The 16,000-nt window shown below is 65.7% G+C and carries 13 protein-coding genes and 1 pseudogene; 6 read left to right on the top strand and 8 right to left on the bottom strand.

Annotated elements, in window-relative coordinates:
* The first annotated feature begins 385 nt into the window (after positions 1–385).
* Positions 386–736, top strand: coding sequence for a hypothetical protein (locus ACWEJ6_RS48900; protein ID WP_452432296.1), 351 nt, complete (start codon positions 386–388; stop codon positions 734–736).
* Positions 737–1,018: 282 nt separating this feature from the next.
* On the opposite strand, the gene ACWEJ6_RS48895 is transcribed toward ACWEJ6_RS48900, so the two are convergent.
* On the bottom strand, positions 1,019–1,651 hold the full coding sequence (locus tag ACWEJ6_RS48895) for a 2'-5' RNA ligase family protein (protein ID WP_452432295.1): 633 nt from the start codon (positions 1,649–1,651) through the stop codon (positions 1,019–1,021).
* Between the two features lie 1,362 nt (positions 1,652–3,013).
* Between ACWEJ6_RS48895 and ACWEJ6_RS48890 the strand changes: the two genes are divergently transcribed.
* Together ACWEJ6_RS48890 and ACWEJ6_RS48885 are read left to right on the top strand one after the other, a co-directional pair.
* Positions 3,014–3,283: a hypothetical protein gene (locus ACWEJ6_RS48890; RefSeq protein WP_452432294.1), complete on the top strand. Its 270-nt coding sequence runs from the start codon at positions 3,014–3,016 to the stop codon at positions 3,281–3,283.
* Positions 3,284–3,340: 57 nt separating this feature from the next.
* On the top strand, positions 3,341–4,603 hold the full coding sequence (locus ACWEJ6_RS48885; RefSeq protein ID WP_452432292.1) for an FxsB family cyclophane-forming radical SAM/SPASM peptide maturase: 1,263 nt from the start codon (positions 3,341–3,343) through the stop codon (positions 4,601–4,603).
* A gap of 16 nt (positions 4,604–4,619) precedes the next feature.
* Here ACWEJ6_RS48885 and fxsT read toward each other — a convergent pair whose 3' ends face one another.
* Both fxsT and ACWEJ6_RS48875 read right to left on the bottom strand, forming a co-directional pair.
* A complete protein-coding gene (gene fxsT, locus ACWEJ6_RS48880; protein WP_452432291.1) occupies positions 4,620–7,178 on the bottom strand; it encodes an FxSxx-COOH system tetratricopeptide repeat protein in 2,559 nt (852 codons plus the stop codon).
* 277 nt (positions 7,179–7,455) lie between these two features.
* On the bottom strand, positions 7,456–7,596 hold the full coding sequence (locus ACWEJ6_RS48875) for a hypothetical protein (RefSeq protein ID WP_452432289.1): 141 nt from the start codon (positions 7,594–7,596) through the stop codon (positions 7,456–7,458).
* Between the two features lie 264 nt (positions 7,597–7,860).
* On the opposite strand from ACWEJ6_RS48875, the pseudogene ACWEJ6_RS48870 reads away from it, so the two are divergent.
* A pseudogene (locus ACWEJ6_RS48870) lies at positions 7,861–8,655 on the top strand (transposase family protein).
* A 316-nt stretch (positions 8,656–8,971) separates the two neighbouring features.
* On the opposite strand, the gene ACWEJ6_RS48865 reads toward ACWEJ6_RS48870, so the two are convergent.
* From ACWEJ6_RS48865 to ACWEJ6_RS48855, 3 genes are all read right to left on the bottom strand, one after another.
* Complete coding sequence (locus tag ACWEJ6_RS48865) at positions 8,972–9,844, bottom strand: SDR family NAD(P)-dependent oxidoreductase (protein WP_452432288.1); 873 nt, start codon at positions 9,842–9,844, stop codon at positions 8,972–8,974.
* Between the two features lie 528 nt (positions 9,845–10,372).
* A complete protein-coding gene (locus tag ACWEJ6_RS48860) occupies positions 10,373–11,317 on the bottom strand; it encodes a Gfo/Idh/MocA family protein (protein ID WP_452432286.1) in 945 nt (314 codons plus the stop codon).
* On the bottom strand, positions 11,302–12,072 hold the full coding sequence (locus ACWEJ6_RS48855; protein WP_452432285.1) for an SDR family NAD(P)-dependent oxidoreductase: 771 nt from the start codon (positions 12,070–12,072) through the stop codon (positions 11,302–11,304). Before ACWEJ6_RS48855 ends, ACWEJ6_RS48860 begins: the two co-directional genes overlap by 16 nt.
* A gap of 712 nt (positions 12,073–12,784) precedes the next feature.
* On the opposite strand from ACWEJ6_RS48855, the gene ACWEJ6_RS48850 reads away from it, so the two are divergent.
* The gene (locus ACWEJ6_RS48850; protein WP_452432283.1) at positions 12,785–13,801 is read left to right on the top strand and encodes a hypothetical protein; all 1,017 of its coding nucleotides are present in this window, start codon (positions 12,785–12,787) and stop codon (positions 13,799–13,801) included.
* Between the two features lie 359 nt (positions 13,802–14,160).
* Here the strand turns inward: ACWEJ6_RS48850 and ACWEJ6_RS48845 are convergent, their stop codons facing one another.
* Positions 14,161–14,451 (bottom strand): hypothetical protein, encoded by a 291-nt coding sequence (locus ACWEJ6_RS48845; RefSeq protein ID WP_452432281.1) that lies wholly within the window; start codon positions 14,449–14,451, stop codon positions 14,161–14,163.
* Between the two features lie 324 nt (positions 14,452–14,775).
* On the opposite strand from ACWEJ6_RS48845, the gene ACWEJ6_RS48840 reads away from it, so the two are divergent.
* Positions 14,776–14,934, top strand: a complete 159-nt coding sequence (locus ACWEJ6_RS48840; RefSeq protein WP_452432280.1) for a hypothetical protein — start codon at positions 14,776–14,778, stop codon at positions 14,932–14,934.
* A 217-nt stretch (positions 14,935–15,151) separates the two neighbouring features.
* Here ACWEJ6_RS48840 and ACWEJ6_RS48835 read toward each other — a convergent pair whose 3' ends face one another.
* Positions 15,152–15,748: a MazG nucleotide pyrophosphohydrolase domain-containing protein gene (locus ACWEJ6_RS48835; RefSeq protein WP_452432278.1), complete on the bottom strand. Its 597-nt coding sequence runs from the start codon at positions 15,746–15,748 to the stop codon at positions 15,152–15,154.
* Between the last annotated feature and the right edge of the window lie 252 nt (positions 15,749–16,000).

The raw sequence follows: 16,000 nt of genomic DNA, 5'->3' as shown, positions 1-16,000 counted from the left end.
CGGGCGTTACGGTGGGACACGAGGCCTCCGCGTCTGGTGCAGATTCGACACCTACACCACAGCGGAGGCCTCTCCATTGATCAAGCCCTGGCTGTCAACAACGCTCGTGGTCAATACAGCTAGCCGCGACATCGCCTGATGGCGTATCACTCAAACCCGCGCGGACTCCCGCTACTCGGGCGATTCACCAGCAGGATCTTGTCCAGCGTCGTGGTGTTCGTGTTCCCACTGATCGCGAGTCTGAACAGCTAAACAGAGCAGCCGACACACACGTCCACGAGGGCACCCGGATCCAGTCGGCGAGCCGACGAAGGTCTCGCTCGTCTCCACACGGCCATGTCCGGGCTCATGACCGGCCTCGCCTTCGGGCTCTTGCTTGGGACTCATGTTCGGGCCCCGGCTCGGGTTCGTCGTGGCCGGACTCGCGTCCGGGCTCGCGGGAGTCGTGCGCTGGCTCATCATCGGGCTCTACGAGGGCGAACATCATGCGTGGCAGCCCTTGTGCCTGGCGCGAGTCTGGCTGACCTTCCGGCATCAGCCGCGCTGGCGCCTCATGAACTTCCTCGACGACTCGCACCGGCTCGGGCTTTCGCGTGCCGTCGGCCCTGTCTTTCAATTCCGGCACGCGGCCCAATATGACCACCTCGCGGCTGAGACCTTGACGAGCCACTTGCCGCCCGACCCGCGGCGAGAGGATGGAAGGAGCCCTTTCAACCTCCTTGCCTGGGCCTCCTGAGCAGAACTGGTTTCGCGCCTATCGGCCCGGCTCAGCCGCCGAAAATCCGGGCTTCGCCGCGGGCCACAGGACTCACCTTCACCAGCCACCGATCCTGATCTGCGGGAATAGGATGAAGAGGCTTAGGAGGCGCGCTTCGCGTAATCGGCAAAACAACGCACATCTGAGATCTCTAAGTCATTAAAGATCAGGTCACCTTACCTGCGGAGATCTCGACCCGCGTAATGCCTGGGAATTCCGCAGAATGACCATGCGGGCATCGCACCTCGACGGGAAGCCTTATCAGGCCTGATCCAGCTGGATTTCAGCCAATGAACGCCAGTTCCACACGGTCTCCGGGCCGTCCTGGTTGACGATGTGGATACTCCGGATGGTAACGGTACGCTCCGGGAGGCGCTGTCCGAGAGCTTCGATGATGGGAGCCGCGGGGCCGTCAGCACAGCTGTACGCCACGGTGACATGCGGCGCCCATGCTGAGTGGGTGGGAGCGCCATCACGGCCGATGGCCGCCCGCGTGGCGAGCTTCGCCGCGTCAAGGAGAGGACGCAGACGCTCCGGCGGCCGTGCCTCGAGAACGACAGCCTCCGGGTGGTAGAGCACCCGCCCGAGCGTGACGATAATGGGTTCGATTCGCGCGAGTTGAGCTCTGGCCTCCCGCGCCATCACGTTTACCTGGTGGTCGGTGATTTCATGCGAGTAGCCAGCGACCAACGTGGTGAGGTGGATGAACTTCTGCGGCACCAGATCGAGGCCAGGCAGGCCAGCCAGCCGGTCATGAGCCTCTTGGACGATGGCCCGTGCTTCAGGGTCCTTCCCCAAAAGGACATGCCAGTAGAGCTTGCCCTGGCCCAACGGCAGCATGAGCGCTCGTCGTCTCTCCCAGCGGTTCACCATGCGCGTCGGTCGCGGGCTCACGCTTCCTCCTTGACAGGTGCGGGCAGAGCCTGAGCGGAATCGAACGTCTTGATCGGCTCGCGCGGCGTGGTCACCATATCCGAGGTCCGCGACGGAGGACAGGCCTATCGAGCGCCCATCCTCACCCTAGTCAGTGATCCCCGATAGCCGCTGCTGGGGCGGCGGGGACAGGACGGGAGCCGCCCGCTCGGCAGCGGCGTCCAGCTCTGGCCGCCCGGCGGCCGGCCTGGCCCGTACCCAGTCCGAGGCACCGACGGCGCGTCCTGCACGTGGGCCCGCGCATCACCCTTGACACCCCGACGTGGCCGACGCCGCGCCCTTCCAGTGCGCCTTGCCCCGGGCCGCTGTCACCATGGCCGGCGCCAGCAAACAGCGACGGCGGCCGTAACCCCTGCTCAGCGCGGACGTCAAGCATCTGCGCGACCCAGCTACCACCTCGCGCGATGACGCTCCCGGTCCCGGATGCCCAACCACGCGTCGGCTTCCATAAGTCGGCAGGAACCGGCCGGGCCCGCGCGTCATCCCATGGCTGGTTGAGTCACCAGTGGAAGCGTCTTGGGTGCCGCGCCATCACCTCGGCCTTCCGCCGCGCGATCTCGCCCGATACGCCAGGTACCCTCTCGCGTGGCGGCATCGCGCCGCGGTTCCTAATGAGTTCTGGGAGTAAGCCATCCGGCAGACTCCTCGGTGGATAGTGGCTGCCGGCAGGTGAGCACTTTCGGTTCCTGGACGTTGTTGAGTCCTGATGAGAGACCGTGCCCCTGCCGGTTGGCCGGGAGAGTTGATCGCTGATGGGATGTCGTGCCCGCCCGAACGCGGCGTGAGCACTGCTTCATTAGGTCGCCGATGGTTCTCCCGCAGGCTGCTGACCAGTGCAAACGAAGACATCGACGGGAGAACTCTCAGGCGGCCGAGGGCGACCGGTCCAGGCGCCGGCGCGATCTCACGTACCTTCTCATGTTGAGCCTAGAACAGGGTGACCTCCTCCTGCTCGGCGAACGAGAGGTACCCGCCTGAAGGCGGTCTGATTTCGATCAGGGGCCTGCCGCCCCGCCCGGAATCGGCGAGCCCTGACTGGTCCCGACACGTCGCGGGCCAGGGCCACATCCTCGCTGGTGAGGCCCTCGGCGATTCTTCCCCGTAACGCTCGCTTCCTGTGCCGGCGAACCGCGGGCGTCTCGAAACCCGCCTCGCCATCCACCCCGACGGCCTGCCCACGTGACAGCTCCGGAACAAGGCGTTGCGACGAGCGGGTGGCCGGCGACCACTCCTGGACGTCACCTACAACGCCGTCATGCTGGTCGCCGACTGGCCCGTCAAGGACCTCTATCCATCACGAACCTGCGCTTCAAGGACGTCCGGGTGGACGGCACGGGCACCTTGGTGCTCAGCGCCCGCGCCGCCGGCTCGGCCGCCTTCGAGAACGTGGACGCCCGCAACGTGGGCGCGGTCCCCGTGAACAATCGCGGCACCTTCCGCTTCACCCCGTCCGGCTCGGAGTTCGCGCTGACGGACGGCGGCGGCAACGACGGCTGGCTCGCTCCCTGGCTCTGGCCCAACACCCTCACCCGCACCGACCGCCCCCAGTCACCCCACCCCTGGAGAGCGCGAAGACACCGGCGGGGGATTTGACAGTGTGATTCTCGCGGCCATGATGGAGGAGCGTATTCGTCCCAGGAGCTGATCGACGTGACCGGAGACGGCGGAGCGCCCACCGTGCCGGGCGGCGATGAATGGCCTGCCGACCTCGATGTCGGGCTCCTGCTGGAGTCCGGCTGGCGTCCCACCGCCTTCCGCCAGTTCATCCTCAAGCTGCACAGCCGCTGCAATCTCGCATGCGATTACTGCTACATGTACGAGATGGCCGACCAGAGCTGGCGTCGCCAGCCGCGCAGCATGGCGAAGCCGATCATCGACCGCGTGGCCGCCCGCATCGCCGAACACGCCCAGGCTCACCAGCTGAAGAGCGTGGAGATCACCCTGCACGGCGGCGAGCCCCTGCTGGCTGGCATGCCACATGTCCGATACGCGGTGAACGCCCTCAGAGCGGCGCTCGGCGAGCGGACAGCCGCGGTCATCCAGGTGCAGACCAACGGCGTTTTGCTCAGCGAGGCGTTCTTGGACCTGCTCGCCGAGCTCGACGTGTCCGTGGGCGTCAGCCTCGACGGTGACGCCGACGGGCACGACCGCCACCGCCGGCGCTCTGACGGGGAGGGCAGCTACGAGCAGGTGCGCGCAGGACTGGGCCGGCTTACCTCCCCCGCCTATCGCCATTTGTTCTGCGGCCTGCTGTGCACGCTCGACCTGGCCAACGACCCTGTCGTCACCTACAAGGCCCTGCTGGAGTTCCAGCCGCCGACCGTCGACTTCCTGCTGCCACACGGCAACTGGGAGACTCCGCCGCCCGGCTGGTCGGCGACCGCGTCGCCCTATGGCGACTGGCTTGTCGCCGTCTTCGACTACTGGCGTTCGGTCCGGCCCAGGGCGACCCGGATCCGGCTGTTCAATGAGATCATCCGGCAGTTGTGCGGCGGCTCGTCCAGGAGCGAGTCGATCGGGCTGGCGCCCGTGGCCATGGTCGTGGTGGAGACGGACGGCGGCATCGAGCAGGTCGACACGCTCAAGTCCGCCTACGAGGGAGCGACCCGCACCCCTCTGCACGTGCTGCGGGACTCCTTTGACAGGGCCCTGCTCGAACCGGCCATCGTCGCCCGGCAGATCGGCCGTGACGCGATGTCGCGGACCTGCGCGTCCTGCGACATCGTGGGGATCTGCGGCGGCGGCCTCTACCCGCATCGGTATCGCGTGGGCACTGGTTTCCGCAATCCGTCCGTCTACAGCCGCGATCTGTACCGGCTGATCACGCACATCCGAGGCGCGCTCCATGAGGAGCTGGACGTGCTTCCCGAGTCGGCCCCGGCAGCGCCGCGCCCGTCCCCCGGCGGGAAGTGAACGCGGCGCCTGTCCGTCACACGGGCGGGGGATCGAAGTCCAGGTCGAGATGGCGGCCTTCGGCCGCCGCTCGCGCGTCCGGATGCTCCATGCCGCGCGTCTCGTGGTAGTAGCGCATCGTCTCCTCGCGCAAGGCGGCCGCCTCATCACCGTAGTCGGCCCTGGCCAGGTCAGCCGCGAGGTTGGCGGCACAGGCCAAGGTGGTGGGATGTTGCTCTCCCACCAAATGGCGCAGCTGCCGATGTGTGTCCCTGCCTAGCTGGCAGGCCGCTTCGAGCTCGCCGAGAGCGGCTAGATCGCTGGCGAGATTGACGGACACGGTCAGCGCGTAGTGGTGTCCACCGCCCACCTTGGCCCGTAGCCCGGCGATGACACGTTCGTTCAGCTCGCGGGCGCCGTCCAGGTCCCCGCGTACCCGTAGCAGGACCGCCACGTTGCTGGCGCAGCCGAAATAGTACGGATGGTCAGCTCCGTACACCTTCGGATAGCGCACCATGGCGTCCTGGGCCAGCTTGAATGCCCGGTCGATCAGGCCATTGACTCGGAACGCGTTGGCCAGACACAAGGCGGCGCCCAGCGTGCTCGGATGGTCGATGCCGTAGTTGCGCACGTAACGCGCGTGGACGGCGGCGGCGAGCTCGAGGGCTTCGGTGGCCTCGCCCACCCGAAGCCGGGCGATGGCGAGGTCCTTTTGGGTGAGAAGGATGCGTGGATGATCACGGCCGAGTACCTCCTGACCGTAGGCCAGCGCCTCCTCGCCGATGTCGCAGGCCTCGGCGTAGTCTCCGCAGAGGCGGGTCATGCGGCTCAGGCTGGCCCACAGGTTCAGGACCGTGCCCCGGCTCACGGCCGCCTCGGCCAGTTGCGCCGCCCTGAGCGCCTCCTCCAACAGTGCCCTGGCGCCGCGGTAGTCGCTGTTGAGCCCCAGGTCGAGTGCCAGGTTGTTGACCGCCATGAGCGTACGCTGGTTGTCGGGGCCGAGGACGGCCCGGTGCAGGCTCACAGATTCGGTGTCGTGCTCGCGCGCCTCGACGAACAAGCCGCGGCCGCGCAGGTCGGCGCCGATGCCGTTGCGCAGGACCAGGGTGTCGCGATGATCGTCGCCGACCACCTCCCGCATGGCGGCGAGCGTGGCGGTGTCCAGGTGATAAGCCTCGTCGTAACGGCCCAGGAAGCGGAGCAGGTCGCCCTTGACGCGCCGCGCCCGCAGTACGCTCACGTCCTGCTGGCCGGAGTCGGTGGTCCACCGCTCCAGGAAGCTGTCGACGTGCGTGCGCGCGACGTTGTGGTTGCCGGAGGCCATCAGGTATTCGAGGATCCGCAGCGCGAACTCCCGCACATCCTCTCGCTGACTGTCGGCCAGCCTGGTCGGCGCGACATGGGCGAGCAGGGCGTCGAAGCGGGTCCAGTTCGCGGGGTCGCCGGCGTCGCTGGGCGCCGCTCCGGCCAGCAGGGAGTGCACCTCGGTTCGGATCTGGTCTTGGGCGTCGGCGGTCAGGCCCTCTCTCAGCAGCGCCTGGATGAGCCGGTGGACCTGGATCGTGCGCTCGCCGGTGACCGTGCCCTCCCCTGGCTCGGCCTCGATGCGGACTAGCGCGTACTTTCCCAGTTGCTTGATCGCCTTGCTCAGCCGGAGCGGGTCGGCGAGCAACTCGGTCATGACCGGCCGCACTGGCCCCTTGACCGGGCGGAACACCCCTCGGGGGATGGGTTCGGGCCCGAAAAAGGCCCAGCAGCGCAGCAGCTCCATGGCTTCGGGCAGGTGCTGCTGGAGCGTGCTGACCGACAGCTCCCAAGCCGCGGACATCGACAAGGGATACTCGGCGGGCTTGCCCTCGTTCAGCAGGCTCGCGGTGCGCTCCTTGAGCAGGCGCAGGTACTCCTCCGGCGACATGCCTGTCTCGCTCTGCAGCGCGGCCGACTGCTCCAGCGCCAGCGGAAGGTCCCCGAGGGCCTCAGCGAGCCGTTCCGCGTCGACGTCGCTGATCGAGCGGCGCATTCGCCGGCCGAGGAACTGCATGCTCTCCTCGCGGCTGAACACGTCGACGGCCACCGTGCCGACCACGCCTTCCCAACGGGGGTTGCGCGAGGTGATGAGCACGTGTCCCGGACCGGGAGGGATGTTCGGCCGGAGCGCTTCGGGATCATCGGCGTTGTCGAAGATCAGCAGCCACTGCTTGTACGGTTCCCCGCTGCGCAATCTGTCGATCACGGCGTCCGCGGCGTCCTCCGTGCTGGTCATGGCGGATCCAGGCACGCCCAGCCGCGGCGCGAGCTGCGCCAGGTTCGATCGCACGAGGCCCGGCTGGTCCGCGGGGATCCACCAGACGAGGTCGTACTGGTCGCGGTAGCGGTAGGCGTACTCGATGGCCATCTGGGTCTTGCCGACACCGCCCAGGCCGTGCAGGGCGCGCGGCCCTTGCGGCAGGTCGGGGGCGTGTGCCACCACCGCGGTGACCTGGCCGACGATCGCGTTGCGCAGCCTGTCCAGCAGCTCTTCGCGCCCGGTGAAATTCTGGTTCCGCGGCGGGACCTTCCAGACCGCGGGATACGGGCCCGTGGTTCCCCACGCCACCGCCTCTGGTGAATCTGTCACGCGTTTTCGCCTCCCGTCTGCGAGCCCCAGTGGGGGAATACCACACTGGTAAGGGAAAGGTGGAGATGGTCGACATTACGCTAATTAGCATACAGGTTTCACACACGCCGGTCATTACGCTCAGCCCTGTTGATGCTTTCCGAAACGCTACATGAGAGCGACGATAATGGCAGAAAGCAGACAATACCTTCCAGAGTGGCATTCCCCCGAGACTCCAACGCGCGATTAAGAAGATTATTCATGTTCGACGTGGCGGCTACAGATCGAAATGCGGGCCGCCAAGGTAGCCCGATGTCGCCTGATCGCTCCCCTCGGACCCGACCAACGCGCGGTAGGAGCTGATCGAACCCCCGCCTTGGGCGGCCGAGCTCAGGATGCGCGTAATGGTCTTGCCCATCTCGGTCTCCACGCTTGAGGGGAAAACCGGATGCTCGACTGAGCAGCGGTGCGGTGGTCTCTCAGAAGCCGCGCCACCCGAAGGCGTCACAAGCGGCACAGCTATCGGCCCGGATGCTCTTCACACGCGCTTAGTCCATCAGCGCCTTCGCGGCGTTCGGAAGTGAGGCTTTTCATCTCCTTCGCGGCAAGGCACTGGTCACAGCCTGATCGCGAGCTCGGCGACCGCTCGACGACGCAAGAAACCCCCATAGACGGATTGATCATCACAACCAGGTCCGCCACAACCAGGGGCCCGGATGCTGTTTACCGTGCCGCCGTCGATTTGTCGCGTTCAACGCTGAACTACATCGCCACGGTGAACCGTCGGCATCGTAAGGCGATCAAGTCGGCCTGGCGGCTGCTCCACCCGGACGCGGGCCCCGTCGGCGCGGGTTCACCTGCGCCAGGGCGAGACGTTGGCCGACCCCGGCGCCGGCTTCGGACCATCGCGACCGCCTGGCGGTAGGTGAAGGAGACCGTGACGCTGCTGGCGGCGCGTCCACCCGAGATCGGGCAGACGCCGCGAAAGGCTCCACCGGAAGGGCCTGCGCTACCTCGTGCTGAACGGCACCCTGCTCGGCACCGACCAGGTCGCCGCCGACCGGCCGTGCTACTCCGGCACGCGGCACGGGCACGGGATGAACATTCGGGTGATCGCCGCACCGGACGGGGCGATCCTGTACCTCGGGGACGCCACCGGGCAAGGCGCACGATCTCACCGATGCCCGGATCTGGGGCACCCAGAGGGAACTGGAACAGGCCGGGGGCACCGTCTTGGCGGCCAAGGGCTACCAGGGGGCCGGTGCTCCGGTCATCACGACCTACAAGGTCAGGGATAAGCCTGCCTTGCAGAAGGGGACCAACCGATCACACGCCCACCTTCGCGGTCCAGGCGAACGCGCCAATGCCCAGCTCAAGACCTGGCGCACCCCGCGGAGCTCCCCGCTACCGACTCAAGGCCGGGCATCTTCCCAAGGCCATGGCTCTTCCGCGGAACTACGAAGTCGCTCAAAGATGAGGAGAGATCAGTGGGCTGTCCGGACCGCCGATGTCTCGGTAGCCACGTCGGCCTCTGCCACGACGACCTCGATCAGACGCGCCACCTGTTCCAGACGTACCGGCTCGGGTCGGATTTCTCGCCGCGAGCAGTCCCACGGGTGTCATCCGTTTGGGAAGCTAGCTGCCGCGGGTATCCGCCATGCCTCTGATTGTGGTGGACACCTCCAACAGCCGCTCAGGCTGCCGTCATGGTCTTCCGGGCGGTCAGGGCAGCCGTGCGCGCCATGACGTAGAAGCCTGATGTAACACGATGTTTGACTGTCTGCGAGCGTTCTCTATGACGACTTAGGCCGGGACATGTTCTCTCTCGCGCCGCGAATCAATGTTGTGAGTGAATTAATTGTATCCTCAGCGGGAAATCCTTGTAGCTCCAAACTCTCCACCATGTAAGGTAGGTAGCTGGCGCTCACGCCACCATCAACACGCAGAATCGATCCATTCTGAAATGGCGCGTCAATCAAGAACGCGACGGCCTTCGCCACATCGTCAGGCGTTCCGGTCGCCCGAGAAGGCGTCAAGGCGTTTCCGAGTGACACGATGCCGCCAGCAGCTGCCTCGGTATTGGGCGGTATCCAGCCCGGCGCGATGCCATTCACGCGAATCCCTGTCGATGAGCCCAGTGAGTTGGCGAGAGACTTAGTCAGGTTGTCTACCGCCGCCTTGCTGGCATTGTAAGAAATTGTGGCGAAGGCTCCTTCTTGTCCAGCGACACTGGTCACATTGACGATGACCCCGCCGGGCCTCACATGTTCTTTGAGTCCTAGGCAGATGGCGGCAATGGAAGTGACATTGTATTGCAAAACACGATTGAATTCCGTGAACGAGAAATCAGTGCTCTCGTTCCGCAGAGACCCATTGTCGGTAAAGGCGATGGTGCTGGCACAGTTCACTATTACGTCGAAAACTTCAGATTCCAGACGCGAGATCAGCTCAGCAATGCTGGTCTCTGAGGCGAAGTCAACGGACTCAAAGCTAACCCGGGTGAATTCATTGTGCGCGGCATCAAACTGCTCGCGCTCTTCTCCGCCTGCCTCATATTTTCCCTCTGTGGTTGCGAAGACTTTGAAGCTAGACCGCAGCAGGCTTTCGCAGATTCCTACCGCGATAGCACTGGAACCCATCCCCGTCACAAGCGCGGTTCTACTCATGTTAGGTCTCCTAGCGGTTGTTGCATGCGCCAAGCGCTTAGTTGATAGACGTCAAGCTCCATGATGCATATATCGTGCATTACTGAGTCAGGCCGGGATCATTTTGCCGCGAATGACCGCGACATGGCGCCATCCACTCTCGGAACAGACTACCCCTTGAGGAGAAACGTCAGTCAACCCTGGAGCGCGGCCTTCCGGGCCGGCCGCAGACGAGAGGGATGACTAATGAACAAGGTTTCGATACGGCATTGACGCGGGCTCCGCATGCGATAAACATGTGCCCGCAGGGCTATGGGTGCGGACGCGTGAGGTGCCAGTGCCCAGCAGATTCCGGACAGTCTAGTACATCAGCTGAGCTAAGTCTGGAATAAGGAGGCACGTGACGAGGCGTCGCGGTAGTTCTCGCGGAGTTCAGAGAATAAGGCATCCGCGTCGTGTTGGAGCAGCGATCAGATAGTCGCGTCGGTGGCGCGCAGGTTTGACATCGACCTCCAGCGTCTTGGCGACATGCCTGGTGAAGCGAGGAGTTCACGAGATGGCGCGAGAGATCCGTTCGGCAATCCTATGGCTCTCAACCACGGCCGCGGCCGCGACCTCGCATTGTTGCGGGTTCTCCAGCGAGCGCAGCACGTGCTTGACGACACCTGAGAAGCCACGGCGCACGAGGATGTCGTCCCAGCTTCCAAAGGACCGTACCTCAGTGCTCCCAGGGCGCCGCAGCAGCGCGATGTCAAGGTCATCAACGCTTGCTGAGGTGTTACCACCGGTAAGGAATAGCCGCTCGAAGTCTTGCCCGGCGTCACGAGCCATCGAGACCTGGGCGAACCGGTTCGGCGCGCCGAAGACCACGGAAGCCGCCAGCAGTTTCCCTTCCTTGGTGATGACCGCTGGATGCGTCTCCTGCTCGGCCGTCAACTTCCCGGCCCACACCGCCAGGTCAATTACGTGGATCAGATCGTCGTATACAGTCTCCCGCGCGGTCTTGTCCTGCGGTGACTTTCGGTGTTTCTCCACCACAATCATCGTAGGAACGGGCACTGCCTCGATCGCGGCACGGACCATCGGCGCGAAGCGACGATTGAAGCCTACAGCTAGTAGGAGCCCTCGGTCAGCGGCTTCAGCGCTGAGGCGCTCTACCTCGGCCAGGTCCTCAGAGAGGGGTTTGTCGACGTAGACATGCACGCCCGCGGCGAGGCACTGCCCGACTATTTCCGCGTGCGCGGTGGTGGAAGCGTGCACGAACACGATATCGAGCTGCCGTGCGAGGACCTCGTCAAGGGTGTCGCACACTGTCGCCAACCGGTATCGATGAGCCAGAATCTCAGCCTTCGCCCTAGTACGGCTGGTAATAGCTGCGACCTCGACGTCAGGATCGGATGCGAGCAGGGGCAGATACACCCTCCGCGCGATGTCGCCAGTGCCGACGATCCCGACTCTACGCCGCCTAACTCCCGTGATCATCGAATCGTCCATCCACCATCAATCACAATCGTTTCGCCGGTAATCAGGGAGCTGGCTTCCGAGGCCAGGAACAGCACCGCGCCAGCGACATCGATCGGCTCGCCGATTCGGTGCAGGGCGGCGATACGCTCGATGATCTCGGCCTTCTTGATCGGGGAAGCGACGTGTTTTTGGAGGCTGCGGGTGTTGATGAAGGTCGGCGCGACGGCGTTCACTCGTATGTTGTGCTGCCCCCACTCAAGGGCAAGGCATTTGGTCAGGTGAGAGACGGCGGCCTTGGACATGCAATATATCGCCTCTCCTGGCAGGGCTACGAGACCGGCCTGCGAACCGATGTTTACGATTCTTCCACGTTTCTGATCGATCATGTGTCGACCGACAGCCTGACTGGTGAAGAAGGTGCCCTTGAGGTTCACTGCCAGGATGAGATCGAAATCCTCCTCGCGGACATATTCGGCGAAATTTCCAGGACCTCGTCCAGCATTGTTGATAAGAATATCGATCCGCCCGAAATGGTCTACGGCAGCATCGACCGAGGCACGAACCTGGTCGAGCTTCGTCACGTCCATCTGCAAGGGTAGCGCCCTACGGCCGAGGGCCTGGATCTCGGCAACCACTCCGTTGTCAGCTTCCCGGTCGCGTAGGCCGACCACGATATCGGCTCCGGCATTCGCCAAAGTCAGGGCGATAGAGCGACCTATGCCGCGAGCGGCACCCGTGACGAGCGCTATCTGCCCTGCGACCTCAAATCGCGGAAAATCCGCCACTTCTTCCTCCTCGGCGAGGCGAACGGGTCCGTTCAGCCACAGATAGGCGGCCGGCGGGCCCGCGGACCGCAGACTAGCGGAAACCACACTCGCGGACGATCGCCGCGACGTCTACATAACCTGTGGCGCTCAATCACGGGAATCTGCCGTGTACCTGTTCGCCTACAAGGCCCAGGCCCAGGCCCCGGCCGTCCGCCGTGATGCGATAGTGCCGCCAGTGGCGATTGACGCCCCCCACAGGGGGGACCTACGGTCCAGAAAGAGGGCGCGGTTCGCTCTTGCCGGATGGCTTGGCGGCGGAAGGGTGACACAGAAGCTGTCGTACGTGTTCGCAAGGAGCTCTTGTTAAGACCTCACGAAACGTACCCCGGCGAGATTCGCGCCCGCGCGGCTGTGGGTTTCGGTGACAGGAGGTCTGCCCAGGTCCACAACGACATCCCTCAGGAGATTCATCGGTGCCGCGGCCACAGTCAGCTCCAGAGCCACCGCCTCGCGCGCGGGTGGAGCCCCACGATGTCATTGATCAGCCGATCGAGGTGGCCGCGTCGGAGGGGCTACCCGCACGTGGAGTAGAGGTTCGGGTTCTACGGCGATGGGAGAGCGGTGGCCATGCCGATGCCGACTATCAGGACCGCTTGTCCGGCCGCCTGAGGCCGGCCCGGTTCAGCTCGGCTTTACCACCGACTACACGCCACAAACAGGGGATGATCGCATGAACCGCCGTGACGCTCTGCGCGGTGCTGCGCGATGGGGCGCCGCAGCGTTGATCGCTCCGGGACCGCTGGCCACCGCTGGACAGCAGGCGCGGGAGCCGATCCGCCGAAGCGAGGAAACCGGCCTCGGGTCGAGCGGCCTCGCGCATCTGCAACGCGTCATCACCGACTACGGCCTTCACTACGCCCGCTTCAGCGCCGACGAGCTGTGGGGAGCCGCTCTCGGGGATCGCCGTCATGTCGCCACGCTACTCCAGCACCGCACGACGCTGAAGCAGCGGCGCGAGCTGTACGTCGCCGCTGCCTGGCTGTCGCTTGTGCTGGCGTGGGCGGCAGGCGATCGCGGCCAGGTGCGGGCATCGCTGGCGTATGCGGCGGATGCTCGTCACCATGGGGACGAGGCCAAGCACTCTGAGGTGGTCGCGTGGGCGTGGGATGTCGAGGCGACGACGTGGCTGTACGACGACCATCCGGACGAGGCACTCCGTGCCGCGCGGCATGGCATCGCCGTGGCGCCGGCCGGAACCGCGGCGCGGACGCGCTTGACGGGGCAGGTGGCGCGGGCGCACGCCCGCCTGGGGCACGCGGGTCCGGCATCGGAGATGTTGACGGTGCTGCGTGGCCATGCCGAGCGGCACGCGGTGCATGCGGCGGGTCTGTTCAGCGCCGATGCGGTGCGAGTGTGGTCGGTGGCCGCGACGTCCTGCTTGTGGCTGGGGGATGCTAGGCAGGCCCGCGACTTCGCGTCGCGGGCGATGGAGGTGTACGAGCAGGATCCGAGCATGTCGCCGACCCGACGAGCGATCACCGCGCTCGACCTCGGCATCGCCTCCGCTCAGCTCGGCGATCCCGAGCAGGCGGTGTGTCACGGCTTGAACGCGCTCGCGACGCCGCGTCCCGCCGCGGCGATAGTGACGCGCTGTCACGCTCTCCAGTCGATGCTTGAGCGGAACCATCCCGGGGCCGCGATCGTGGGGCGATTTCGGCGGAGCGTGGCGGAGCTTTCCGGAGGATGAGCGTCCGCAGCATGACGTGCTCGTCCATGAGCCTGGGCCGGGCGCATCGATAGAGGATCGTAAGGCTCAAGCCACCTGGCGGATCGCCGCTCGCCGCCTCTGGACACAGACGGCGATACTCCCGCCGACATGACGAGAAGACCTCATAAGGACGCCGGTCCGCCAGGACGGCCCGTTCGATGACCTCGGCCAACTCCGCGCCCCGCTGCGCACCGCCAGCACGCCTGAGCTGGCCGGCATCCTCACCGATGCCGACGACGCGTACCGACCCATGCGCCCACCCGCGCCTCCTCGACCAAGCGCCTCCTCCCATCGCCGCCGATGTGACGGATGTGAGGTTGCTCGGCGCGCTCGGGCACCTACGGCATGCTCACGCGCGGCGTCGGCGGCCTGCTCATCGGGACAGGCAGGTCGTGTGTGATCGTTGATGGGCCGCGCTCGGCCTGCTGCTCCAGCTCGCCCGGCAGAGCCGGTTCGCCTTCGCCGGCGTGGAGGCGGTGCTGGTTTCCTACTTCCACCCTGACCACAGCGCCGACGTCACTCCCTGTCCGGAAGGTGCGATGGAGAGCCCGCCAGCGGCCAGGCCGCAGGCTGCTCGCCGCGAACTCGACGATGATCCAACGGTTCGTCGCGTTCACGCCCTTCCGCATGCGCCACCTCGACGCCCGCACGCTCGCCCACCCCGTTGGCGGGCGGAAGGGGAGCTGACGGTGAACTCGCCGACCTCGTCATCCACCCAACCCTCGCGGTTCACCACGAGCGCGGCGACGAAATCGACACCGCCATCGGGTTGGACCTCGATACCCGGGGCGGTGGCATCTGGTAAACCGGCGCCACTGCCCTGTTCGACGGGCGCCTCGAGGCCGTGGTGGCGCCGCCGCCCCGGCCGGCTGTGATGGTCGCCCACGCCCATGGCATCGGACACCACGCCGTGGTGCGACGGGCGGCGGCCCGCCACTGGTACCCCCACACGGATGCGGTCCAGCTTCGCCGCCATGCTCCTGCCGATGTGCGTGGTCGTGGGGCACTACGACGCCACGTCCGCCTCCGCGCGTCGCCGCGTCGCCGCGTCGCTCAAACGGTCCGGCTGCGACGGCAGCCTCACGCCCGCGCTCACGAGGCCACAGTCGTGATCGCTAGGACCGGCCTGCGACTGGCGTTCGAGCGCGTCGACTACTCCGTGGTGAGGTCGTCCCCGACGATATGTAGTCCGGCCCGCGTTGATTGGTCACGCGGGCTGAGCGTGCTCGTGGAACTTCCTGGCCGGATGGTGAAACGCGATCATGCTGGAGCTGCTTCTAGTCGTTCATGCTAGCTGTGTCCATCCCGTCCGTCCCCAGGCTGATGTGATCAGCTAGCGGAGCGGCGCGGGCGAGCCCAAACCCTGGTTTCGTTGATCGCTTCCTTGGAGCGCAGTGCCGTCGCGAGATCCAAATCGACCAGGTTGGCGATGGCCGCGAGATGCTGTAGCACACCAATGAGCTCGCCTGCCAAGTCCGAGCGCCCAGCGGGCGCTGCCCGCCACGTGAGTGCCTCAGCGCATACGTTACCGACCCGCGCCGAGAGAAGGAGGCAGTGCTCGATGAGCGTCCCGGACAGCAGGCGCTCATTCGTCATCGAAGCGACGCGGTGCTGAAGGTCCGCCAAGGTCATCGCGGTCGCGTCCACGCCGTTTGATCCAGTCTGGCCGAGGCCTTGGGGGTCACGGAGTGCCGCGGTCAGATCGGTGTCGCCGCGATTGGCGATGGACAGGCCACAGATGAGGACGTCAGCGAGTTCGTGGGCAAGGCTGCCGATCGTGCTCGCGGGATCCACCGGTAGGGCCTCATGCTTACGGACGGCCTTACAAACTTCGCCTGCCTCTTCGCTGAGCTTCAGGCACTGCTCGATGAGAGAGCTGTCGTCGAAGTGGCGCTCCCGCTCCATGTCAGAGACATAGCGTTGCAATTGCGCGAAAGTGGGACATTGGGGGAGTGGGTTCATGGTGGTCCAGAAGTGACGCTCGATGGATAGCGGCCGCTCACGCTAGCAGGGCCGTGCTCTGCCTCTCAGGTGAATCCGCACGTCGCTCCCCGAAAAGAAGCTCGGGCGCCTGGCCGGCCCGCGCGCAGGCGCTCATGAGTGGTCATGGCTGCCGCTCGAGCCGACGGCGTCGCTCAACCTGCCCTTGACGTGTCACCACGCGCCGCGCACGTGTGG

The organism is Nonomuraea sp. NPDC004702 (assembly GCF_053601695.1).
Note: the sequence above shows the minus strand (reverse complement) of the source record. Positions and strands in the feature narration are given on the sequence as shown.